27 protein-coding genes are annotated in these 20,107 nt (G+C 67.2%); 23 read left to right on the plus strand and 4 right to left on the minus strand.

Annotated elements, in window-relative coordinates; genetic code table 11:
- Positions 1-42: 42 nt before the first annotated feature.
- Complete coding sequence (locus tag DEJ50_RS19365; protein ID WP_150209230.1) at positions 43-753, minus strand: Crp/Fnr family transcriptional regulator; 711 nt, start codon at positions 751-753, stop codon at positions 43-45.
- Positions 754-778: 25 nt separating this feature from the next.
- Positions 779-3,247, minus strand: coding sequence for a YfhO family protein (locus DEJ50_RS19370; RefSeq protein ID WP_223837827.1), 2,469 nt, complete (start codon positions 3,245-3,247; stop codon positions 779-781).
- A 319-nt stretch (positions 3,248-3,566) separates the two neighbouring features.
- On the opposite strand from DEJ50_RS19370, the gene rpsL reads away from it, so the two are divergent.
- The 4 genes from rpsL to tuf all read left to right on the plus strand — a co-directional run bounded on the left by rpsL (position 3,567) and on the right by tuf (position 7,927).
- Positions 3,567-3,938, plus strand: coding sequence for a 30S ribosomal protein S12 (rpsL, locus tag DEJ50_RS19375; RefSeq protein ID WP_007265893.1), 372 nt, complete (start codon positions 3,567-3,569; stop codon positions 3,936-3,938).
- A 2-nt stretch (positions 3,939-3,940) separates the two neighbouring features.
- Positions 3,941-4,411 (plus strand): 30S ribosomal protein S7, encoded by a 471-nt coding sequence (rpsG, locus tag DEJ50_RS19380; protein WP_053731192.1) that lies wholly within the window; start codon positions 3,941-3,943, stop codon positions 4,409-4,411.
- Positions 4,412-4,450: 39 nt separating this feature from the next.
- Positions 4,451-6,583, plus strand: coding sequence for an elongation factor G (gene fusA / locus DEJ50_RS19385; protein ID WP_150209232.1), 2,133 nt, complete (start codon positions 4,451-4,453; stop codon positions 6,581-6,583).
- Between the two features lie 150 nt (positions 6,584-6,733).
- Positions 6,734-7,927, plus strand: coding sequence for an elongation factor Tu (gene tuf, locus DEJ50_RS19390; RefSeq protein WP_150209233.1), 1,194 nt, complete (start codon positions 6,734-6,736; stop codon positions 7,925-7,927).
- Between the two features lie 101 nt (positions 7,928-8,028).
- Here the strand turns inward: tuf and DEJ50_RS19395 are convergent, their stop codons facing one another.
- Positions 8,029-8,616, minus strand: a complete 588-nt coding sequence (locus DEJ50_RS19395) for a Uma2 family endonuclease (protein ID WP_150209234.1) — start codon at positions 8,614-8,616, stop codon at positions 8,029-8,031.
- Positions 8,617-8,839: 223 nt separating this feature from the next.
- Positions 8,840-9,613: a helix-turn-helix domain-containing protein gene (locus DEJ50_RS33995; protein ID WP_317852548.1), complete on the minus strand. Its 774-nt coding sequence runs from the start codon at positions 9,611-9,613 to the stop codon at positions 8,840-8,842.
- Positions 9,614-10,092: 479 nt separating this feature from the next.
- Between DEJ50_RS33995 and DEJ50_RS19405 the strand changes: the two genes are divergently transcribed.
- The 19 genes from DEJ50_RS19405 to rplR all read left to right on the plus strand — a co-directional run bounded on the left by DEJ50_RS19405 (position 10,093) and on the right by rplR (position 20,080).
- On the plus strand, positions 10,093-11,247 hold the full coding sequence (locus DEJ50_RS19405) for a hypothetical protein (RefSeq protein WP_223837828.1): 1,155 nt from the start codon (positions 10,093-10,095) through the stop codon (positions 11,245-11,247).
- A 449-nt stretch (positions 11,248-11,696) separates the two neighbouring features.
- Positions 11,697-12,005 (plus strand): 30S ribosomal protein S10, encoded by a 309-nt coding sequence (gene rpsJ / locus DEJ50_RS19410; RefSeq protein ID WP_003948644.1) that lies wholly within the window; start codon positions 11,697-11,699, stop codon positions 12,003-12,005.
- Positions 12,006-12,019: 14 nt separating this feature from the next.
- Positions 12,020-12,664, plus strand: coding sequence for a 50S ribosomal protein L3 (rplC, locus tag DEJ50_RS19415; protein ID WP_150209236.1), 645 nt, complete (start codon positions 12,020-12,022; stop codon positions 12,662-12,664).
- 5 nt (positions 12,665-12,669) lie between these two features.
- Complete coding sequence (gene rplD, locus DEJ50_RS19420) at positions 12,670-13,320, plus strand: 50S ribosomal protein L4 (protein ID WP_150209237.1); 651 nt, start codon at positions 12,670-12,672, stop codon at positions 13,318-13,320.
- Positions 13,320-13,640: a 50S ribosomal protein L23 gene (rplW, locus tag DEJ50_RS19425; RefSeq protein ID WP_150209238.1), complete on the plus strand. Its 321-nt coding sequence runs from the start codon at positions 13,320-13,322 to the stop codon at positions 13,638-13,640. Before rplD ends, rplW begins: the two co-directional genes overlap by 1 nt.
- 39 nt (positions 13,641-13,679) lie before the next feature.
- Entirely contained in the window at positions 13,680-14,516 is an 837-nt protein-coding gene (rplB, locus tag DEJ50_RS19430) for a 50S ribosomal protein L2 (RefSeq protein ID WP_150209239.1), read from the plus strand.
- A gap of 12 nt (positions 14,517-14,528) precedes the next feature.
- Positions 14,529-14,810, plus strand: coding sequence for a 30S ribosomal protein S19 (gene rpsS, locus DEJ50_RS19435; RefSeq protein WP_007265903.1), 282 nt, complete (start codon positions 14,529-14,531; stop codon positions 14,808-14,810).
- Between the two features lie 43 nt (positions 14,811-14,853).
- On the plus strand, positions 14,854-15,201 hold the full coding sequence (gene rplV, locus DEJ50_RS19440; RefSeq protein WP_030201575.1) for a 50S ribosomal protein L22: 348 nt from the start codon (positions 14,854-14,856) through the stop codon (positions 15,199-15,201).
- Positions 15,201-16,037 carry a 30S ribosomal protein S3 gene (gene rpsC, locus DEJ50_RS19445; protein WP_150209240.1) on the plus strand — a complete coding sequence of 279 codons (837 nt, stop codon included), beginning with the start codon at positions 15,201-15,203 and terminating at the stop codon, positions 16,035-16,037. The genes rplV and rpsC overlap by 1 nt, the downstream gene beginning before the upstream one ends.
- A gap of 5 nt (positions 16,038-16,042) precedes the next feature.
- Positions 16,043-16,462: a 50S ribosomal protein L16 gene (rplP, locus tag DEJ50_RS19450; RefSeq protein WP_028812370.1), complete on the plus strand. Its 420-nt coding sequence runs from the start codon at positions 16,043-16,045 to the stop codon at positions 16,460-16,462.
- Positions 16,462-16,686 carry a 50S ribosomal protein L29 gene (gene rpmC / locus DEJ50_RS19455; protein WP_030773828.1) on the plus strand — a complete coding sequence of 75 codons (225 nt, stop codon included), beginning with the start codon at positions 16,462-16,464 and terminating at the stop codon, positions 16,684-16,686. Before rplP ends, rpmC begins: the two co-directional genes overlap by 1 nt.
- Complete coding sequence (rpsQ, locus tag DEJ50_RS19460) at positions 16,686-16,970, plus strand: 30S ribosomal protein S17 (RefSeq protein ID WP_150209241.1); 285 nt, start codon at positions 16,686-16,688, stop codon at positions 16,968-16,970. The genes rpmC and rpsQ overlap by 1 nt, the downstream gene beginning before the upstream one ends.
- Before the next feature lie 107 nt (positions 16,971-17,077).
- Complete coding sequence (rplN, locus tag DEJ50_RS19465; RefSeq protein ID WP_003956455.1) at positions 17,078-17,446, plus strand: 50S ribosomal protein L14; 369 nt, start codon at positions 17,078-17,080, stop codon at positions 17,444-17,446.
- 2 nt (positions 17,447-17,448) lie between these two features.
- Positions 17,449-17,772 (plus strand): 50S ribosomal protein L24, encoded by a 324-nt coding sequence (rplX, locus tag DEJ50_RS19470; protein WP_150209242.1) that lies wholly within the window; start codon positions 17,449-17,451, stop codon positions 17,770-17,772.
- Complete coding sequence (gene rplE / locus DEJ50_RS19475; RefSeq protein WP_150209243.1) at positions 17,772-18,323, plus strand: 50S ribosomal protein L5; 552 nt, start codon at positions 17,772-17,774, stop codon at positions 18,321-18,323. Before rplX ends, rplE begins: the two co-directional genes overlap by 1 nt.
- Before the next feature lie 5 nt (positions 18,324-18,328).
- Positions 18,329-18,514 (plus strand): type Z 30S ribosomal protein S14, encoded by a 186-nt coding sequence (locus DEJ50_RS19480; RefSeq protein ID WP_003956452.1) that lies wholly within the window; start codon positions 18,329-18,331, stop codon positions 18,512-18,514.
- Between the two features lie 220 nt (positions 18,515-18,734).
- On the plus strand, positions 18,735-19,133 hold the full coding sequence (gene rpsH, locus DEJ50_RS19490) for a 30S ribosomal protein S8 (RefSeq protein WP_079429302.1): 399 nt from the start codon (positions 18,735-18,737) through the stop codon (positions 19,131-19,133).
- Between the two features lie 20 nt (positions 19,134-19,153).
- Positions 19,154-19,693 carry a 50S ribosomal protein L6 gene (rplF, locus tag DEJ50_RS19495; protein WP_150209245.1) on the plus strand — a complete coding sequence of 180 codons (540 nt, stop codon included), beginning with the start codon at positions 19,154-19,156 and terminating at the stop codon, positions 19,691-19,693.
- A 3-nt stretch (positions 19,694-19,696) separates the two neighbouring features.
- On the plus strand, positions 19,697-20,080 hold the full coding sequence (gene rplR, locus DEJ50_RS19500; protein ID WP_150209246.1) for a 50S ribosomal protein L18: 384 nt from the start codon (positions 19,697-19,699) through the stop codon (positions 20,078-20,080).
- Positions 20,081-20,107: the final 27 nt, after the last annotated feature.

The raw sequence follows: 20,107 nt of genomic DNA on the forward strand, positions 1-20,107 counted from the left end.
GGCAGATGACGCAGTCGGACTGTGACCGTGTGCACTGAACGCTCAGGTGCCGGTGCGGCCGATCCGCCGGAGCACGTCCGGCCGTACGATCACCAGCGCGCGGCGGCCGGTGCTGACGACCCCGCGGTCGCGGAGCTCCTTCAGCTGCCGCTGGACCATTTCGCGGGAGGCCAGGACCGCGCCCGCGAGCTCCTGCTTGGTGAGCGGAACACTGATTTCCACACCGCTGTCGGTGCGGCGGCCATGGGTGCGGGCGAGGTCCAGCAGCAGGGTGGCCAGCCGCTCGCGCACGCTCATGGAGGCGAACTCCAGCTGTCTGCGGTCTGCGGCCCGGGTCCGGTCGGCGGACAGGCCGAGCAGGGTGAGGGAGACGGCGGGGGAGCGGGCGAGGAAGTCCTGGAAACCGCGATGGTCGATGGCCACGGCCCGTACGGGTTCCAGCGCCGTGACGGTGGCGGAGCGCGGGCGGCCGGTGACCGCGGCGGATTCGCCGACGATGTCCCCCGGGCCGCGCAAGGCGAGCAGCGCCTGGTAACCGCTGGCGGCGGAGGCCGTCACCTTGGTCCAGCCGGTGAGGATCAACAGGATGTGCGTGGAGGGTTCGTGCTGCTGGATCAGCGGGGCTCGTGGTGCGAACGTGAGTTCTCGGCCCAGGTTGCGTAAGGCCGTGGCCTCTGCGTTTTCCAGGCGGGCCAGGAACGGGACGCGGTCGTTCAGCCCGCCGTCGCCCGGGAGGTGTGCCGAGTCGTCCATGCGAATCCCCCGATCATCAGGGCGGTCAATGTACTGACCGGGGGGCCGGTGCGGCGGTGGAATCCGTGGGATCGGGTTCCTGGGGGCCGGCCGGGGTGGTGCGGCGGCGGAGGAGGGTGACCGTGGTGACCGTGAGGAGGGTCAGGAGGGCCAGGCCCGCGGCGGCCAGGCCGGGGCCGAGGCCCTTCGGGGTGAAGGTGCAGGAGATCTTTTCGGTGCCCGCGGGGAGGTCCAGGGCGAGGAGGCCGTGGAAGCTCCTGGTGGGGGCCGAGCACTGCCAGCCGGGGACGTCCGTCGTGGCCAGGACCGCGGTGCCGGTGGTGCCGCGGGGGAGGGTGGCCTCGATGGTGTGGCCGCCTGCCCTGACCTCGGTGGCGCCGGTCTTGACCAGGCCCTCCACGGCGGCGGCGAGCTGGGTGCGGTCCAGGCAGCCGATCGGGGCGGCCGGGGCCTCGGCCTGGCTCTTGGTCCTGACGGTGATGTCGAGCCTGCCGCCCGCGGGGACCGTGCCGAGCTTCAGGACGCCCGTCTGCCGGTCTTCCAGGCGGTGCGTGGTGCCGCCCTGGGTGAGGGTGCCGTTCAGGGCGGGGGAGTACCAGTAGGCCTCGGTGCCCGGGCTGCACACGGCCGTGTACTTCTGCTCCGTGGCGCTGCCGGAGCGGCTGGTGCGGGGGACCAGGTAGACGGGCTTGCCCAGGACGTTCTCCTGGTTGGCCCAGACGCTGCCCGCGGGGGCGGCCGACCGGAATTCCCCGTCGCGGACGGTGACCAGCGGGGGAGCGAGGAACTTCTCGCCCTGCCAGGCGTTCTTCACGCCCGGGACCGGGCTCACCCGGGCGCCGATGGAGAAGATCGCGTCCAGGACCCTGTTGTCGGACCCGAAGAAGGTGCGGCCGTCGTTCTTGTAGCCGTAGCCCAGCGGTTCCAGGGCCCGGTAGGTGGCCTCGGGCAGGTAGCTGCTGTAGTACTGCGGGCCCTCGGCCTGGAGGGCCAGGGCGTCGTTGTACGAGGTCTGGGGCCTGCCCGAGTCGGTCCGGTATGCGGGCCAGCCGTCCACGGAGCGGACGGCCTCGAAGTGGTTGGTGATCGACTGGCTGGAGGTGACGGCCGGCTTCGCCCACCGCTCCCGGACCCGCTTCTCGTCCGCATTGAAGGCCGCCAGGGTGGATTCGGCGAAGACCACCGCGACCATCAGGGCCGCGGCGACCGGCACCAGCGCCCGCCGCCGTTCGCCCATCCCCAGCAGGACCAGGGCGAGCAGCGAGAGCGCGCCGCCGCCCAGGACCGCGTACCAGGTCTGTACAGCGAAGTCGTCGGTGTTGCGGAGCAGGAAGGTGGCCGCCACCAGGAGGCCCGCCGTGATCGCAAGGTGCAGCGGGCGCGGCCGGTTGGCCAGTGCCATCCAGGCGACGATCACCAGCATCCCGCTGAACACGAAGGCCTCGCGGTACGGGTTGCCGTTCGGCACCGCCAGACCGTGCCAGACGTACTGGGTGGGCGGGAACTGGAACGAGGCCGCGACCAGGACGATGGCCACGCCCCAGACCAGCCGGGTCTTCTTGGCGATGCCGGTGTTCAGCAGGAAGGAGCCCGCCAGGATGAGGCCCAGCGAGGCGATGTAGAGCCGCGGCCGGCCGCCCCACAGGTGGGTGGCGGGCAGCATGCCGGTGAGGAAGACGTCCAGGCGCTGCGGGTCGAACTCGCCGGCCTTCGTGGGCTGGGCCGCTCCGCTGGAGAGGAAGGACGGCAGCAGGAGGGGGAGCGTGAGGAGTATGCCGGTGGCCGCGGCGGTGGCCGCCCGGAACAGGGCGCGCAGCCGCTGCTTCCCGGTCATGTCCCGAACGATGAGACGGATGCCCAGCAGGACGCAGGCCGCCATCGTCGCCATCATCGCGGTGTAGAAGTTGCCCAGCCAGGCGAGCGCGACCAGCGCGGTTGCGGCCGGCCAGCGCCGCCCCTCCAGGCACCACTCGACGGCGATCCCCAGCAGCGGCAGGGCGACCAGGCCCCACAGCCACATCGGGATGTACGAGGCGTCGCTGAGCGCCCACCCGCACAGGCCGTACGTCGCCCCCAGCACCCCCCGCTGCCACCACGGGCCCGGCACCAGCCGGCCCAGGTAGACCGCCATCAGGGCAGCCGCCAGGCCCATGGTGACCGGGGTGATCACGAAGACCGCCAGGTCGACGTGGGCCCGCGGCACCAGCACGGCCAGCCAGGAGAACGGATTGCCGAGGTAGGTGTAGTAGTCGGACAGGAACTGCTGTCCGAAGCCCCCACGCCAGGTGAAGAGGACGTCACCGGCGGCCTGGCCGTGCACCAGGTCCCACAGGGCCCGGTGGAAGGGCACGTACTGGTTCGCCTGGTCGTTGATGGCGCGGCCGGTGTTGCCGAAGGGGAAGCTGCCGCGGAGCGCCCAGGCCGTGCAGAACGCGGCCGAGGTGAGGGCGAAGGCGAGCAGGGGCGCGTACAGCCGCTGGATCCGGCTCGCCAATGTGATACTCCCTGAACCTCGGTACGATGGCCTGTTCGGGTAGTTTATGCAGCCACTCGGGGGGCAAAGCGGGCGCCTGCCGGGTCCGGGGCATTTGTTTTGACCGGAGTGGATGAGGTAGGTACGCTCAGACCTTGTGCCTGGGGTGTGCCTGGGCTCCCGTGCGTGTCCATCAACCGCACGCGAGCCGCAGTGGCCACCGCGATCCGAGGACGATTCCGCCAGTGGCGGGACCCTCCCGGATCCGACACACCCGACCGCGTGGGTCGGCGAAGTTCCAGGTTAGTTTTACGATCGGCACACAGAAACCGGAGAAGTAGTGCCTACGATCCAGCAGCTGGTCCGGAAGGGCCGGCAGGACAAGGTCGAGAAGACGAAGACGCCCGCGCTTGAGGCTTCGCCCCAGCGTCGTGGTGTCTGCACGCGTGTGTTCACGACCACCCCGAAGAAGCCGAACTCGGCGCTCCGTAAGGTCGCGCGTGTGCGTCTGACCTCCGGCATCGAGGTCACCGCTTACATTCCGGGTGAGGGACACAACCTGCAGGAGCACTCGATCGTGCTCGTGCGTGGTGGCCGTGTGAAGGACCTGCCGGGTGTTCGTTACAAGATCATCCGCGGTGCGCTTGACACCCAGGCTGTCAAGAACCGCAAGCAGGCCCGCAGCCGCTACGGCGCCAAGAAGGAGAAGTAAGAATGCCTCGTAAGGGCCCCGCCCCGAAGCGCCCGGTCATCATCGACCCGGTCTACAGCTCTCCTCTGGTCACCTCGCTGATCAACAAGATCCTCCTGGACGGCAAGCGCTCCACCGCCGAGCGCATCGTCTACGGCGCCATGGAAGGCCTCCGCGAGAAGACCGGCAACGACCCGGTCATCACGCTGAAGCGCGCGCTGGAGAACGTCAAGCCCTCCCTCGAGGTCAAGTCCCGCCGCGTCGGTGGCGCGACCTACCAGGTTCCGGTCGAGGTCAAGCCGGGTCGCCAGTCGACCCTGGCCCTCCGCTGGCTCGTGGGTTACTCCCGCGCCCGCCGCGAGAAGACCATGACCGAGCGCCTGATGAACGAGCTTCTCGACGCCTCGAACGGCCTCGGTGCGGCCGTCAAGAAGCGCGAGGACACGCACAAGATGGCCGAGTCCAACAAGGCCTTCGCGCACTACCGCTGGTAGTCGCAACCCACATCGAGACCGAGAGAAGACTGAGCCGATATGGCTACCACTTCGCTTGACCTGGCCAAGGTGCGCAACATCGGCATCATGGCCCACATCGACGCGGGCAAGACGACCACCACCGAGCGAATCCTGTTCTACACCGGTGTTTCGTACAAGATCGGTGAAGTCCACGACGGCGCTGCCACGATGGACTGGATGGAGCAGGAGCAGGAGCGCGGCATCACGATCACGTCCGCCGCGACGACCTGCCACTGGCCGCTCGAGGACGTCGACCACACCATCAACATCATCGACACCCCGGGCCACGTGGACTTCACGGTCGAGGTGGAGCGTTCGCTCCGCGTCCTCGACGGTGCCGTCACCGTGTTCGACGGTGTCGCCGGTGTGGAGCCGCAGTCCGAGACTGTTTGGCGTCAGGCGGACCGCTACGGCGTCCCGCGTATCTGCTTCGTCAACAAGCTCGACCGTACCGGTGCCGAGTTCCACCGCTGCGTCGACATGATCAAGGACCGCCTCGGTGCGGTTCCGATCGTCATGCAGCTCCCGATCGGTGCCGAGGCCGACTTCCAGGGTGTCGTCGACCTGGTCACCATGAAGGCGTTCGTCTGGTCCGCCGAGGCGACCAAGGGCGAGATGTACGACATCGTCGACATCCCGGCCACGCACACCGAGGCTGCTGAAGAGTGGCGCGGCAAGCTGGTCGAGACCGTCGCCGAGAACGACGACGAGATCATGGAGCTCTTCCTGAACGGCGACGAGCCGTCCGTGGAGCAGCTGCACGCCGCCGTCCGTCGCATCATCATCGGCTCCGGCAAGGGCAAGGGCCAGGCCACGATCACCGCGGTGTTCTGTGGCACGGCGTTCAAGAACAAGGGCGTCCAGCCCCTGCTCGACGCCGTCGTCCGCTACCTGCCGTCGCCGCTGGACATCGAGGCCATCGAGGGCCACGACGTCCGCGACGCCGAGGTTGTCGTGAAGCGCAAGCCGTCCGACGAGGAGCCCCTCGCCGCGCTCGCGTTCAAGATCATGAGCGACCCGCACCTCGGCAAGCTCACCTTCGTCCGGGTTTACTCGGGCCGCCTGGAGGCCGGCACCTCGGTGCAGAACTCCGTCAAGGGCAAGAAGGAGCGCATCGGCAAGATCTACCGCATGCACGCGAACAAGCGTGAGGAGATCGACTCGGTGGGCGCCGGCGACATCGTCGCCGTCATGGGCCTGAAGCAGACCACCACCGGTGAGACGCTGTGCGACGACAAGAGCCCGGTCATCCTGGAGTCCATGGACTTCCCGGCCCCGGTCATCCAGGTCGCCATCGAGCCCAAGTCCAAGGGTGACCAGGAGAAGCTGGGTGTCGCCATCCAGCGTCTCGCGGAGGAGGACCCCTCCTTCCACGTTCACTCGGACGAGGAGACGGGCCAGACCATCCTCGGCGGTATGGGCGAGCTGCACCTCGAGGTGCTGGTCGACCGTATGAAGCGCGAGTTCAAGGTCGAGGCCAACGTCGGCAAGCCGCAGGTCGCGTACCGCGAGACGATCCGCAAGGCCGTCGAGCGTCACGACTACACCCACAAGAAGCAGACCGGTGGTACCGGTCAGTTCGCCAAGGTGCAGATCGCGATCGAGCCGATCACCGAGTCGGACGGCCCGGCGTACGAGTTCGTGAACAAGGTCACCGGTGGCCGCGTGCCGAAGGAGTACATCCCTTCGGTCGACGCCGGTGCGCAGGAGGCCATGCAGTTCGGCATCCTGGCCGGCTACGAGATGACGGGCGTCCGCGTCACGCTTCTCGACGGTGGCTACCACGAGGTCGACTCCTCCGAGCTCGCGTTCAAGATCGCCGGTTCGCAGGCCTTCAAGGAGGCCGCGCGCAAGGCCAACCCCGTGCTGCTCGAGCCGATGATGGCCGTTGAGGTCACCACGCCCGAGGACTACATGGGTGAGGTCATCGGCGACATCAACTCCCGCCGTGGCCAGATTCAGGCCATGGAGGAGCGTCACGGCGCTCGCGTCGTGAAGGGCCTCGTGCCGCTTTCGGAGATGTTCGGCTACGTCGGCGACCTCCGCAGCAAGACCTCGGGTCGCGCCAGCTACTCGATGCAGTTCGACTCCTACGCCGAGGTTCCGCGGAACGTCGCCGAGGAGATCATCGCGAAGGCCAAGGGCGAGTAACTCTTCCGAGTTCACGCTTTAGGCTTGTCACCGGAACCTCTGGGGCAACAACGGCAACAGCTTTGTTGCCCCGGAGGAACCGGCATTCCAGCAAAGATCACCTGGCGCCGATGAGTAAGGCGTACAGAACCACTTCCCAGGAGGACCCCAGTGGCGAAGGCGAAGTTCGAGCGGACTAAGCCGCACGTCAACATCGGCACCATCGGTCACATTGACCACGGTAAGACGACCCTTACGGCCGCCATTACCAAGGTGCTGCACGACGCGTACCCCGACCTGAACGAGGCCTCGGCCTTTGACCAGATCGACAAGGCTCCTGAGGAGCGCCAGCGCGGTATCACGATCTCGATCGCGCACGTCGAGTACCAGACCGAGGCGCGTCACTACGCCCACGTCGACTGCCCGGGTCACGCGGACTACATCAAGAACATGATCACCGGTGCCGCGCAGATGGACGGCGCGATCCTCGTGGTCGCCGCCACCGACGGCCCGATGCCGCAGACCAAGGAGCACGTGCTCCTGGCCCGCCAGGTCGGCGTCCCCTCCATCGTTGTCGCCCTGAACAAGGCCGACATGGTGGACGACGAGGAGATCCTGGAGCTCGTCGAGCTCGAGGTCCGTGAGCTCCTCTCCGAGTACGACTTCCCGGGCGACGACGTCCCGGTCGTCCAGGTCTCGGCGCTCAAGGCCCTCGAGGGTGACAAGGAGTGGGGCGAGAAGCTCCTCGGCCTCATGTCGGCCGTGGATGACTTCATCCCGACCCCCCCGCGTGACACCGACAAGCCCTTCCTGATGCCGGTCGAGGACGTCTTCACGATCACCGGTCGCGGTACGGTCGTCACCGGCCGTATCGAGCGTGGTGTCCTGAAGGTCAACGAGACCGTCGACATCATCGGTATCAAGGAAGAGAAGACCACCACCACGGTCACCGGTATCGAGATGTTCCGCAAGCTGCTCGACGAGGGCCAGGCCGGTGAGAACGTCGGTCTGCTCCTCCGTGGCATCAAGCGCGAGGACGTCGAGCGCGGCCAGGTCATCATCAAGCCCGGTTCGGTTACCCCGCACACCGAGTTTGAGGCCCAGGCCTACATCCTGTCGAAGGACGAGGGTGGCCGTCACACCCCGTTCTTCAACAACTACCGCCCGCAGTTCTACTTCCGTACCACGGACGTGACCGGCGTCGTGACCCTCCCCGAGGGCACCGAGATGGTCATGCCGGGCGACAACACCGAGATGACGGTCGCGCTGATCCAGCCGGTCGCCATGGAGGAGGGCCTGAAGTTCGCCATCCGTGAGGGTGGCCGGACCGTCGGCGCCGGCCAGGTCACCAAGATCACGAAGTAAGTTTCGACTTCTTCAGGTCTGACCTGGTAGCTCTCTCCAGAGCTGCTTGAAGGGCCCCGGGATTCGTCCCGGGGCCCTTCGTCATGTCCGCCTTGCGGTGCTCACTGGTACCGGGGGAGGTCGCTGGTCGAGATCGTCCAGTCGGCGATCGTGACGTCTTCGCCGTACACGAAGTCCTTGCGCGTCGCGTACCGGGGGCCGGCCGGGGTCTGGTGGATGTCGGAGAAGACGGCACCCGTGCCGGTGCGCGGGTCGAACACCGCGTATACGGGAATGCCGATGAGCGGATAGTCCCGGACCTTGCCCACCCAGTCGTTGTCGGGGTTGGAGCGGGAGACGACCTCGATTGCCGCGATCAGCGTGCGGGGGTCGAAGGAGCCCTCGCCCTCCATGTCCTCGCGCGAGATCACCATGACGTCGGGGTGGCGCTTGATCCCTTCGGGAGCGTCCTCCACGTCGGGCGTTCCCGAGTACGCCCACACCCCGTCCGGCATGACCTTCTCCAGCCGTCGGCTGACCAGACCGGTGGTCAGCTCGTGAGGCCGGCCGGGGGACAGCAAGTCGTGCACGATCCCCTCTTTGGTGATCTCGAACTTTCCGGGGAGCCCCTCCCGCATCTGGTCGACCGCCTCGCGCATCGCCTGGTACTGGCGGCTCCCCTGCCGAGAGTCGTCCGGTGCGATCGTCATGGTGTCGGCTCCTCGCTCATGCCCGTGGGCCCGAGTCATCACCTTCATGCTAAGCAGCCTCCGGGGCGAGGGTTGGAGCAGTCGAGGCAGCGGCCCGGGGTGGGGGAGCGGAAGGCGCGGTCGCAGCCGTCGCAGGTCTGGAAGGGGTCCGGTGGTACGTACGGGACGCGGGGCGGGGGTTTCGGCAGCGCGGGCGGGAGCTGCGCGGCCAGCCGGTGCGCGATCAGTCCGCCCGGGTTGAGCAGGGGTGGGGGAGGTTGACGGAAAGGGCCTGCGTGATCGCCTGATGGTGCGCCCCGAGCTCGAGCCAGGCTTCGACCCCGGGCGCGAGTCTCTGTACGTCGCGCCTGCTGAGCAGCAGCCGTGGATCGGTACGGCGGAGCTCGGAGAGCAGTTCCTCGGCGAGCCGGCGGCGGGGTGGGTTGTCGGCGTTGCGGGGGGTGGGGATGGGGGTGGGGGCGGGTTCCGGGGCGGGCTCGGGTTCTGGTTCTGGTTCTGGGTCCGGAGCGGCGGGCTCGGGTTCCGGCTCGGGTTCCGGGTCTGGGGCGGGCTCGGGCTCGGGTTCCGGGTCTGGGGCGGGCTCCGGCTCCTGCTCCGGCTCTGGGCCAGGCTCGGGCTCGAGCTGCGGCTCTGGGGCAGGCTCCGGCTCGGGTTGCGGCTCCGGCTCGGGGTCCGGTGGCGGGGTGGGGGCCTCGGGGGAGTGAAGCGCTCCGGGCTGGTTGAAGGACACCATTCGGGTGATGACCTGCCCGCTGGGCAGGCGCTCCCGCGGCCGGGCCAGATAGCCGTGCTCCTCCAGCTCGCGCAGCCCCGCGGCGATCCGGGCCTCGCTCTCCGGGAACCGCTCGGCCAGCCGTTTCACGCCGATCCTGGTCCCGCTGGGCAGGGACTGGATGTGCACCGCGAGGGCGATCGCGACGAGCGACAGCTGCCGGTGCTGGGCGAGGTGGTTGCCGATCACGGTGAAGCGGCTGGCCTGCCGTGTCTTGATGTGCACGATGCCGGGGTGCGAAACGCCGGACGGGAGGCGCAGAGGCGCGCTAAGCTGCCTGAAAGCCATAGGGAAGTTGTTGTCTTCCTGCTTGGTAGCCAGAGGAAGGTTCGTCTTCCTCTTGGTTAGGCCCTCGTGCCGGGATGCCACTCCCGACGGGGGCCGACGTCTTTTCTGCGGTCGCCGCGAGCATATGCCAGCGAACCCCCTTGAAAGCCAGCCCAGTTGGGAAACCTCACCCGTGCGAGTTACGGGGAGGCTGGAGGGGATTGGCAGGGTTCTTTCGTCCCCCCGTCCTTTGGCAATTAAGCAGTCCCACGCGGCCGGGTCCCATTTCACCGGGTCGTCCCTGTGCCGACCCGGTGAAATGGGACCCGGTCATTTCCCCGCCCTTTCCACAGGCTGTGGAGGGGCGGCGGCGCCCACCGCCGGGGGCTGTGAGAAGCTCCGCGTCGCAAAGATCAAGCCGGTTCAGGGGTGGGGCAGTGGTTTCCGACGAGGAGTGGGACGAGTTCGCGCGCAAGGCCGCGGAGGACCGGCAGGGCGCGCCCAAGGAGCCGTCCGCGCGGGCGCGGATGGTGACCGAGCGGCTGCGGCAGGAGGAGGAAGAGCGGGCCAAGGCCGGGAGGAAGCGATTCGGCCGGCGAGCCGAGCCGGTACGGAACGAGCCGCCCGGCTGGCGCACCGGGCCCGCCTGGCAGGAGATGCAGGGCCGCAGGAGCGGCAGCAGGGTCAAGGCCGGGCTGGCGATCGTGCTGATCGCAGGGCTGGCCCTGGTGGTGCTGCGCCCCGAGCTGCTCATCGACCGGATCAGCGGCAAGGCCGAGCAGGACGAGAAGAGCCGGCAGCCGCTGGCCGCGGAGTCCGTACGGCCGACCGCGGCGCCGGAGCAGGTCTACCCGGACCAGCCGACGCTGAAGGAACCTTTCCGCGGGTCCCCGGCCGCCCAGTGGGCCGACGGGGCCGCCGGGATCGAGCTGCCCGAGGCCAAGGCCGTCGGCGGCCTCACCAAGGAGCAGGTGGCGGACGCGGTCAGCCGTACCAAGGCGCTGCTCGTGGCGGCCAACCTCGACCCCCGCACCCTGCGCGGGGAGCGCCCGGAGGCCGCCCTGAAGCTGCTGGAGCCCCGGCAGCCCACGGTGCACGGGTGGCTCGTCAAGGGCCTGGCGGCCCCGGGCAAGGAGCAGGACCCGGTCATGATGTTCACCCGCTTCGACCCCGCCGAGGTGCGCCTGGTGGGGGACGTGGTCAAGACGCGCGGGCGGATGTGGTTCGAGGCCGGCGAACGGCCCGGTGAGGTGCTGGTGAAGGCCGACTACTCCTTCGTCTACCCGCTGGTCCGGGTCAAGAAGGGGTCGGAGGAGGTCGCCCGGACCGTGGTGCGCCGCCAGCTCACGGTCGCCGTGAACGACCCCGCGCGGTACACGGTCACCCAGGGCACCCTCGCGGTGCTGGAGTACCCGAACGAGATCGCGAACTCGGCCTGTGGCATTTACGACGGGTTCCTGCACCCCACGTTCCCCAGTGACGGCCGGGTGGCCGGCACGGAGCCCAGCGGCCCGGCGGAGGACCCGTACGACCGCAGCACCGAGCTGTCCGTGCACGAGGAAGAGGGCTGCGGGCAGGTCTCCCGCACCTGAGGCACCCGCGGCGCGTGCCGCAGTTTGACGCGCACGCGCCGCGGGGTATTCTCTACGGCTCCCGATTGGCGCAATACGTGTCTCGTATGGCAGACTGTCGGGGTTGCTCGGTTGAGTGCCGATGCTGCGCGCCTCCCGCCGGGAGGACCGGAAGCGAGTCCCACAGTACTCGTCGCCTTTATCTGCCCCTCGGGCAGCAATGGGGCGGACGTACGGGAATCTTCCGGGAAGCGTGGGCGGGGCCCTCACCAGGCACTCGGTGGGTGTTTCTCCCCCGAATCGTGGTCCGGGACGGATCGCAAACCCTCTGAGCAGGGAATTTCCGTATGGGAATTTTCTGTAGCGGGAGTGCGACACGCCCGACCGCGGGGGTCGGAGAGAAGCCGCGTGAGAGCGCAGCCGGCCGAGTACCAGAGCGTTGTTACTAGACAAAGGACTACTGAGTAGCCATGGCGGGACAGAAGATCCGCATCCGGCTCAAGGCCTACGACCACGAGGTCATCGACTCCTCGGCGAAGAAGATCGTCGAGACGGTGACCCGCACTGGTGCGTCGGTCGCGGGCCCGGTGCCGCTGCCCACTGAGAAGAACGTGTACTGCGTCATCAAGTCGCCGCACAAGTACAAGGACTCGCGCGAGCACTTCGAGATGCGCACGCACAAGCGCCTGATCGACATCCTCGACCCGACGCCCAAGACCGTTGACTCGCTGATGCGCCTGGACCTTCCGGCCGGCGTTGACATCGAGATCAAGCTCTGAGAGGCGACGCGAAGATGGCTAAGCAGATCAAGGGCGTCCTGGGCGAGAAGCTCGGCATGACCCAGGTCTGGGACGAGAACAACCGTGTCGTCCCGGTGACCGTCGTCAAGGCCGGGCCCTGTGTCGTTACCCAGGTCCGCACCAACGACATCGACGGCTACGAGTCGGTCCAGATCGCCTTCGGCGAGATCGACCCGCGCAAGGTGAACAAGCCCCTCAAGGGCCACTTCGCCAAGGCCGACGTGACCCCGCGCCGCCACCTGGTGGAGCTCCGTACCTCCGACGCCAGCGAGTACACGCTCGGCCAGGAGATCACTGCCGAGGTGTTCGAGTCCGGCGTCAAGGTTGACGTCACGGGCAAGAGCAAGGGCAAGGGCTTCGCCGGTGTCATGAAGCGCCACAACTTCCGCGGTCTGGGTGCCGGTCACGGTACGCAGCGCAAGCACCGCTCTCCCGGTTCCATCGGTGGCTGCGCCACCCCGGGCCGTGTGTTCAAGGGCCTCCGCATGGCTGGCCGTATGGGCAACGAGCGGGTCACCACCCAGAACCTGACCGTTCACGCCGTTGACGCGGAGAAGGGCCTGCTGCTCATCAAGGGCGCGGTTCCCGGTCCCAACGGCGGCCTGGTCCTGGTCCGCACTGCGGCCAAGGGGGCCTGAGGACTATGAGCACCATTGACATTCTGTCGCCCGCGGGCGACAAGACCGGGACCGTCGAGCTCCCGGCCGAGATCTTCGACGCCAAGGTCAGCGTTCCGCTGATCCACCAGGTCGTCGTCGCGCAGCTTGCTGCCGCCCGTCAGGGCACGCACAAGACGAAGACGCGTGGCGAGGTCCGTGGTGGTGGCAAGAAGCCTTACCGCCAGAAGGGCACCGGCCGCGCCCGTCAGGGTTCGACCCGTGCGCCGCAGTTCGCCGGCGGTGGCGTCGTGCACGGCCCCGTGCCGCGTGACTACTCGCAGCGGACCCCGAAGAAGATGAAGGCCGCCGCTCTGCGTGGCGCCCTCACCGACCGGGCCCGTCACTCCCGCATCCACGTCGTCTCCGGCGTGGTCGAGGGTGCCGCTTCCACCAAGGCCGCCAAGGTTCTGTTCGGCAAGATCTCGGAGCGCAAGAACCTGCTCCTGGTCGTCGACCGTGCCGACGAGGCCGCGTGGCTGTCCGCCCGCAACCTGCCCCAGGTGCACATCCTGGAGCCGGGCCAGCTGAACACGTACGACGTGCTCGTCTCGGACGACGTGGTCTTCACCCAGGCCGCTTTCGAGTCCTTCGTGTCTGGCCCCAAGGCCGCTGAGACCGAAGGGAACGAGGGCTGATGTCTGAGGCCACGATCACCAGCAAGACCTTCACGGACCCGCGCGACCTGCTGATCAAGCCGGTCGTCTCCGAGAAGAGCTACGCGCTGCTGGACGAGAACAAGTACACGTTCATCGTCGCGCCCGGCGCCAACAAGACCCAGATCAAGCAGGCCGTCGAGGCGGTCTTCTCGGTCAAGGTCACCGGGGTCAACACGATCAACCGTCAGGGTAAGCGCAAGCGCACCAAGACCGGTTTCGGCAAGCGCGCCAACACCAAGCGCGCCATCGTGACCCTCGCCGAGGGCGACCGTATCGACATCTTCGGCCAGGCCTCCTAACGGAGCGCCCTGGTCCGAATATCGGACGAGGACTGAGAAATGGGTATCCGCAAGTACAAGCCGACGACTCCGGGCCGTCGTGGCTCCAGCGTCGCCGACTTTGTCGAGATCACGCGGTCCACGCCGGAGAAGTCGCTGGTCCGCCCCCTGCACAGCAAGGGCGGCCGTAACAACGCCGGTCGTGTGACCGTTCGCCACCAGGGTGGCGGACACAAGCGCGCCTACCGTGTGATCGACTTCCGTCGTCACGACAAGGACGGCGTGCCGGCCAAGGTCGCGCACATCGAGTACGACCCCAACCGCACCGCTCGCATCGCCCTCCTGCACTACGCGGACGGCGAGAAGCGCTACATCATCGCTCCGCGCGGCCTGAACCAGGGCGACCGGATCGAGAACGGCCCGACGGCCGACATCAAGCCCGGTAACAACCTGGCGCTCCGCAACATCCCGGTCGGTACCACGATCCACGCGATCGAGCTCCGTCCCGGTGGCGGTGCCAAGTTCGCCCGTTCCGCGGGTGCCTCCGTGCAGCTGCTGGCGAAGGAAGGTGCCATGGCGCACCTCCGTATGCCGTCCGGTGAAATCCGCCTGGTCGACGTGCGCTGCCGCGCCACCGTCGGCGAGGTCGGCAACGCCGAGCAGTCGAACATCAACTGGGGCAAGGCCGGCCGTATGCGCTGGAAGGGCGTTCGCCCGACCGTCCGCGGTGTCGCGATGAACCCGGTTGACCACCCGCACGGTGGTGGTGAGGGCAAGACCTCCGGTGGTCGCCACCCGGTCTCCCCGTGGGGTCAGAAGGAGGGTCGTACTCGCTCGCCGAAGAAGGCTTCGAGCAAGTACATCGTCCGCCGCCGCAAGACGAACAAGAAGCGCTAGGAGCGGGTTTAGATGCCGCGCAGTCTCAAGAAGGGGCCCTTCGTCGACGACCACCTCGTAAAGAAGGTGGACGCCCAGAACGAAGCCGGCACCAAGAACGTCATCAAGACCTGGTCCCGTCGCTCGATGATCATCCCCAGCATGCTGGGTCACACCATCGCGGTGCACAACGGCAAGACCCATGTCCCGGTGTTCGTCACCGAGTCCATGGTCGGCCACAAGCTCGGCGAGTTCTCGCCGACTCGCACCTTCCGCGGCCACGTCAAGGACGACCGGAAGTCGAAGCGCCGCTAATCGCGGGGTGGAACGACTAATGACTTACATCGAAGGGACAACCATGGAAGCCAGGGCCCAGGCGCGGTACATCCGCGTCACGCCCATGAAGGCCCGCCGCGTGGTGGACCTCATCCGTGGCATGGATGCCACGGAGGCTCAGGCGGTCCTGCGTTTCGCCCCGCAGGCCGCGAGCGTGCCGGTTGGCAAGGTGCTGGACAGCGCCATTGCCAACGCCGCGCACAACTACAACCACACGGACGCTTCTTCGCTGTTCATCAGCGAGGCGTTCGTGGACGAGGGCCCGACCCTGAAGCGGTTCCGTCCGCGTGCTCAGGGCCGTGCCTACCGGATCCGCAAGCGGACCAGCCACATCACCGTGGTCGTCAGCAGCAAGGAAGGAACCCGGTAATGGGCCAGAAGGTAAACCCGCACGGGTTCCGGCTCGGCATCACCACGGACTTCAAGTCCCGCTGGTACGCCGACAAGCTGTACAAGGACTACGTCAAGGAAGACGTCGCCATCCGTCGGATGATGACGTCCGGCATGGAGCGCGCCGGCATCTCGAAGGTTGAGATCGAGCGCACCCGTGACCGTGTCCGCGTGGACATCCACACCGCCCGCCCGGGCATCGTCATCGGCCGCCGTGGCGCCGAGGCCGACCGCATCCGCGGCGACCTCGAGAAGCTCACCGGCAAGCAGGTCCAGCTGAACATCCTCGAGGTCAAGAACCCCGAGGTCGACGCTCAGCTCGTGGCCCAGGCCGTTGCCGAGCAGCTGTCCTCCCGCGTCTCCTTCCGTCGGGCCATGCGCAAGAGCATGCAGTCCGCCATGAAGGCCGGCGCCAAGGGCATCAAGATCCAGTGTGGTGGCCGTCTCGGCGGCGCCGAGATGTCCCGCTCGGAGTTCTACCGCGAGGGTCGTGTGCCGCTGCACACGCTGCGCGCGAACGTCGAGTACGGCTTCTTCGAGGCCAAGACCACCTTCGGCCGCATCGGCGTGAAGGTCTGGATCTACAAGGGCGATGTCAAGAACATCGCCGAGGTTCGCGCTGAGAACGCTGCCGCCCGTGCGGGTAACCGCCCGGCCCGTGGTGGCGCCGACCGTCCGGCCGGTGGCCGTGGTGGTCGCGGTGGCGAGCGTGGCGGCCGTGGAGGCCGCAAGCCGCAGCAGGCTGCCGGCGCCGAGGCCCCCAAGGCCGAGGCTCCCGCCGCCGCTCCGGCTGAGAGCACCGGAACGGAGGCCTGACCGACATGCTGATCCCTCGTAGGGTCAAGCACCGCAAGCAGCACCACCCGAAGCGTCGCGGTATGGCGAAGGGTGGCACTGAGGTCGCATTCGGCGAGTACGGCATCCAGGCGCTGACCCCGGCGTACGTGACGAACCGCCAGATCGAGGCGGCTCGTATCGCGATGACCCGCCACATCAAGCGTGGCGGCAAGGTCTGGATCAACATCTACCCGGACCGTCCGCTGACGAAGAAGCCTGCCGAGACCCGCATGGGTTCCGGTAAGGGTTCTCCCGAGTGGTGGATCGCCAACGTGCACCCGGGCCGGGTCATGTTCGAGCTGTCCTACCCGAACGAGAAGATTGCTCGTGAGGCGCTCACCCGCGCTGCTCACAAGCTTCCGATGAAGTGCCGGATCGTGCGGCGCGAGGCAGGTGAGTCGTGATGGCGGCCGGTACCAAGGCATCCGAGCTGCGTGAGCTCGGCAACGAGGAGCTCGTTGCCAAGCTTCGTGAGGCGAAGGAAGAGCTGTTCAAGCTCCGTTTCCAGGCGGCCACCGGCCAGCTGGAGAACAACGGCCGCCTCAAGGCCGTCCGCAAGGACATCGCCCGGATCTACACCCTGATGCACGAGCGCGAGCTCGGCATCGAGACGGTGGAGAGCGCCTGATGAGCGAGAGCAACGTGACTGAGAACAAGACTGACCGCGGCTTCCGCAAGACCCGCGAGGGTCTGGTCGTCAGCGACAAGATGGACAAGACCGTCGTCGTCGCCGTCGAGGACCGTGTCAAGCACGCGCTGTACGGCAAGGTCATCCGCCGTACCAACAAGCTCAAGGCGCACGACGAGCAGAACGCCGCCGGCGTCGGCGACCGCGTCCTCCTGATGGAGACCCGGCCGCTGTCCGCCACCAAGCGGTGGCGCGTCGTCGAGATCCTCGAGAAGGCCAAGTAATTAACCTGAGGGGTTTCCCTCAGGTCAGTTCCGCCAGGCTCGGCCGGGGCCCCACCTCGTAAGAGGAAGGCCCCGGCCGGGAACCGGCAGACAAACAGGAGATAGACGTGATCCAGCAGGAGTCGCGACTGCGTGTCGCCGACAACACTGGTGCCAAGGAGATCCTTTGCATCCGTGTTCTCGGTGGCTCCGGTCGCCGCTACGCGGGCATCGGTGACGTCATCGTCGCCACCGTCAAGGACGCGATCCCCGGCGGCAACGTGAAGAAGGGTGACGTCGTCAAGGCCGTCATCGTTCGCACCGTCAAGGAGCGCCGCCGCCAGGACGGCTCGTACATCCGCTTCGACGAGAACGCCGCTGTCATTCTGAAGAACGACGGCGACCCTCGTGGCACCCGTATCTTCGGCCCGGTCGGCCGTGAGCTGCGCGAGAAGAAGTTCATGAAGATCATCTCGCTCGCGCCGGAGGTGCTGTAAGCATGAAGATCAAGAAGGGCGACCTGGTTCAGGTCATCACCGGTAAGGACAAGGGCAAGCAGGGCAAGGTCATCCAGGCCATCCCCGCTGAGAACCGCGTCCTGGTCGAGGGTGTCAACCGGGTCAAGAAGCACACCAAGGCCGGTCAGACCGCTGGTGGTTCGCAGGCCGGCGGCATCGTGATCACCGAGGCCCCGATCCACGTCAGCAACGTTCAGCTGGTTGTGGAGAAGGACGGCAAGAAGGTCGTCACCCGCGTCGGTTACCGCTTCGACGACGAGGGCAACAAGATCCGCGTTGCCAAGCGCACGGGTGAGGACATCTGATGGCTACCACTCCGCGTCTGAAGACGAAGTACCGCGAGGAGATCGCGGGCAAGCTGCGTGAGGAGTTCTCCTACGAGAACGTCATGCAGGTTCCCGGCCTCGTGAAGATCGTGGTCAACATGGGTGTGGGCGACGCCGCCCGCGACTCCAAGCTGATCGACGGCGCCATTCGCGACCTCACCACGATCACCGGTCAGAAGCCGGCCGTCACCAAGGCCCGCAAGTCCATCGCGCAGTTCAAGCTGCGCGAGGGTCAGCCGATCGGTGCGCACGTCACCCTCCGTGGCGACCGCATGTGGGAGTTCCTGGACCGCACCCTGTCGCTCGCGCTCCCGCGCATCCGCGACTTCCGCGGCCTGTCTCCCAAGCAGTTCGACGGCCGTGGCAACTACACCTTCGGTCTCACGGAGCAGGTCATGTTCCACGAGATCGACCAGGACAAGATCGACCGCGTCCGGGGTATGGACATCACCGTGGTCACCACGGCGACCAACGACGACGAGGGCCGCGCCCTCCTTCGTCACCTCGGCTTCCCGTTCAAGGAGGCGTAAGCGAGATGGCGAAGAAGGCTCTTATTGCCAAGGCTGCTCGTAAGCCCAAGTTCGGTGTGCGTGCCTACACCCGCTGCCAGCGCTGTGGCCGTCCGCACTCCGTGTACCGCAAGTTCGGCCTCTGCCGCGTGTGCCTTCGTGAGATGGCTCACCGTGGCGAGCTGCCGGGCGTGACCAAGAGCTCCTGGTAATTCCTTCCGTCCTTTGGACGTAAGGGGTTCTGGGAACTCTCGGTAAGCATCTGGGTCGGCGGAGGCCCGATCCCCCATGCCGTAGGCTAGTGGGGTTGGGCGTCCGCCGCCCGTCGACTTACTACGCCGTAGGTCCCCGCACCGCACCCGTCCCGTCTCTGTACGGGGAGAGGGATGGCGCAGACAGGAAACCCCGGCGAGAGAGGCCGAAGGCCACTTCATGACCATGACTGACCCCATCGCAGACATGCTCACGCGTCTGCGTAACGCTAACTCGGCGTACCACGACCAGGTCGTGATGCCGCACAGCAAGATCAAGTCGCACATCGCGGAAATCCTCAAGCAGGAGGGTTTCATCACCGGCTGGAAGGTCGAGGACGCCGAGGTCGGCAAGAACCTCGTCCTCGAGCTGAAGTTCGGTCCGAACCGCGAGCGCTCGATCGCTGGCATCAAGCGCATCTCGAAGCCGGGTCTGCGCGTGTACGCGAAGTCCACCAACCTGCCGAAGGTCCTCGGCGGCCTGGGCGTGGCGATCATCTCCACGTCCCACGGTCTCCTGACCGGCCAGCAGGCGCAGAAGAAGGGCGTGGGTGGGGAAGTCCTCGCCTACGTCTGGTAGTCGGGAACGGAGGAAAAGCTATGTCTCGTATCGGCAAGCTCCCCATCCCGGTTCCCGCCGGCGTGGACGTCACCATCGATGGCCGCACGGTCACCGTCAAGGGCTCCAAGGGCACCCTGACGCACACTGTTGCCGCCCCCATCGAGATCGTTAAGGGCGAGGACGGCGTTCTGAACGTCACCCGTCCCAACGACGAGCGTCAGAACAAGGCCCTCCACGGCCTGTCCCGCACGCTGGTGGCCAACATGATCACCGGTGTGACCACGGGATACGTCAAGGCTCTCGAGATCAGCGGTGTCGGTTACCGTGTCGCCGCGAAGGGCTCCAACCTGGAGTTCCAGCTCGGCTACAGCCACCCGATCCTGGTGGAGGCGCCCGAGGGCATCTCCTTCAAGGTCGAGTCGCCGACCAAGTTCTCGGTCGAGGGCATCGACAAGCAGAAGGTCGGCGAGGTTGCGGCGAACATCCGCAAGCTGCGCAAGCCCGACCCGTACAAGGCCAAGGGCGTCAAGTACGCCGGCGAGGTCATCCGCCGCAAGGTCGGAAAGGCTGGTAAGTAAGCCATGGCATACGGTGTGAAGATCGCCAAGGGCGACGCTTACAAGCGTGCCGCCAAGGCCCGCCGCCACATCCGCATCCGCAAGAACGTGTCGGGTACGGCGGAGCGTCCGCGCCTCGTCGTGACGCGTTCCAACCGCAACATCGTTGCTCAGGTCATCGACGACCTCCAGGGTCACACCCTGGCGTCCGCGTCGACCCTGGACGTTTCGATCCGCGGTGGCGAGGGTGACAAGTCCGCGCAGGCCAAGCAGGTCGGCGCCCTGGTCGCCGAGCGCGCCAAGGCTGCGGGCATCGAGGCCGTCGTGTTCGACCGTGGTGGCAACAGGTACGCCGGGCGCATTGCCGCTCTGGCTGACGCCGCCCGCGAAGCCGGGCTGAAGTTCTAAGCCCCGGTTCCGGGACTAACGGACGTA

Origin of the sequence: Streptomyces venezuelae, from assembly GCF_008642295.1 — a bacterium.
Lineage (GTDB): Bacteria > Actinomycetota > Actinomycetes > Streptomycetales > Streptomycetaceae > Streptomyces > Streptomyces venezuelae_C.

What these genes read in the sequence shown, in the direction of transcription:
- DEJ50_RS19365 (WP_150209230.1), bottom strand. Translation starts at nt 753, where the DNA reads ATGGACGACTCGGCACACCTCCCGGGCGACGGCGGGCTGAACGACCGC.
- rpsG (WP_053731192.1), top strand. Translation starts at nt 3,941, where the DNA reads ATGCCTCGTAAGGGCCCCGCCCCGAAGCGCCCGGTCATCATCGACCCG.
- fusA (WP_150209232.1), top strand. Translation starts at nt 4,451, where the DNA reads ATGGCTACCACTTCGCTTGACCTGGCCAAGGTGCGCAACATCGGCATC.
- DEJ50_RS19395 (WP_150209234.1), bottom strand. Translation starts at nt 8,616, where the DNA reads ATGACGATCGCACCGGACGACTCTCGGCAGGGGAGCCGCCAGTACCAG.
- rpsJ (WP_003948644.1), top strand. Translation starts at nt 11,697, where the DNA reads ATGGCGGGACAGAAGATCCGCATCCGGCTCAAGGCCTACGACCACGAG.
- rplC (WP_150209236.1), top strand. Translation starts at nt 12,020, where the DNA reads ATGGCTAAGCAGATCAAGGGCGTCCTGGGCGAGAAGCTCGGCATGACC.
- rplD (WP_150209237.1), top strand. Translation starts at nt 12,670, where the DNA reads ATGAGCACCATTGACATTCTGTCGCCCGCGGGCGACAAGACCGGGACC.
- rplW (WP_150209238.1), top strand. Translation starts at nt 13,320, where the DNA reads ATGTCTGAGGCCACGATCACCAGCAAGACCTTCACGGACCCGCGCGAC.
- rplB (WP_150209239.1), top strand. Translation starts at nt 13,680, where the DNA reads ATGGGTATCCGCAAGTACAAGCCGACGACTCCGGGCCGTCGTGGCTCC.
- rpsS (WP_007265903.1), top strand. Translation starts at nt 14,529, where the DNA reads ATGCCGCGCAGTCTCAAGAAGGGGCCCTTCGTCGACGACCACCTCGTA.
- rplV (WP_030201575.1), top strand. Translation starts at nt 14,854, where the DNA reads ATGGAAGCCAGGGCCCAGGCGCGGTACATCCGCGTCACGCCCATGAAG.
- rpsC (WP_150209240.1), top strand. Translation starts at nt 15,201, where the DNA reads ATGGGCCAGAAGGTAAACCCGCACGGGTTCCGGCTCGGCATCACCACG.
- rplP (WP_028812370.1), top strand. Translation starts at nt 16,043, where the DNA reads ATGCTGATCCCTCGTAGGGTCAAGCACCGCAAGCAGCACCACCCGAAG.
- rpmC (WP_030773828.1), top strand. Translation starts at nt 16,462, where the DNA reads ATGGCGGCCGGTACCAAGGCATCCGAGCTGCGTGAGCTCGGCAACGAG.
- rpsQ (WP_150209241.1), top strand. Translation starts at nt 16,686, where the DNA reads ATGAGCGAGAGCAACGTGACTGAGAACAAGACTGACCGCGGCTTCCGC.
- rplX (WP_150209242.1), top strand. Translation starts at nt 17,449, where the DNA reads ATGAAGATCAAGAAGGGCGACCTGGTTCAGGTCATCACCGGTAAGGAC.
- rplE (WP_150209243.1), top strand. Translation starts at nt 17,772, where the DNA reads ATGGCTACCACTCCGCGTCTGAAGACGAAGTACCGCGAGGAGATCGCG.
- DEJ50_RS19480 (WP_003956452.1), top strand. Translation starts at nt 18,329, where the DNA reads ATGGCGAAGAAGGCTCTTATTGCCAAGGCTGCTCGTAAGCCCAAGTTC.
- rpsH (WP_079429302.1), top strand. Translation starts at nt 18,735, where the DNA reads ATGACCATGACTGACCCCATCGCAGACATGCTCACGCGTCTGCGTAAC.
- rplF (WP_150209245.1), top strand. Translation starts at nt 19,154, where the DNA reads ATGTCTCGTATCGGCAAGCTCCCCATCCCGGTTCCCGCCGGCGTGGAC.
- rplR (WP_150209246.1), top strand. Translation starts at nt 19,697, where the DNA reads ATGGCATACGGTGTGAAGATCGCCAAGGGCGACGCTTACAAGCGTGCC.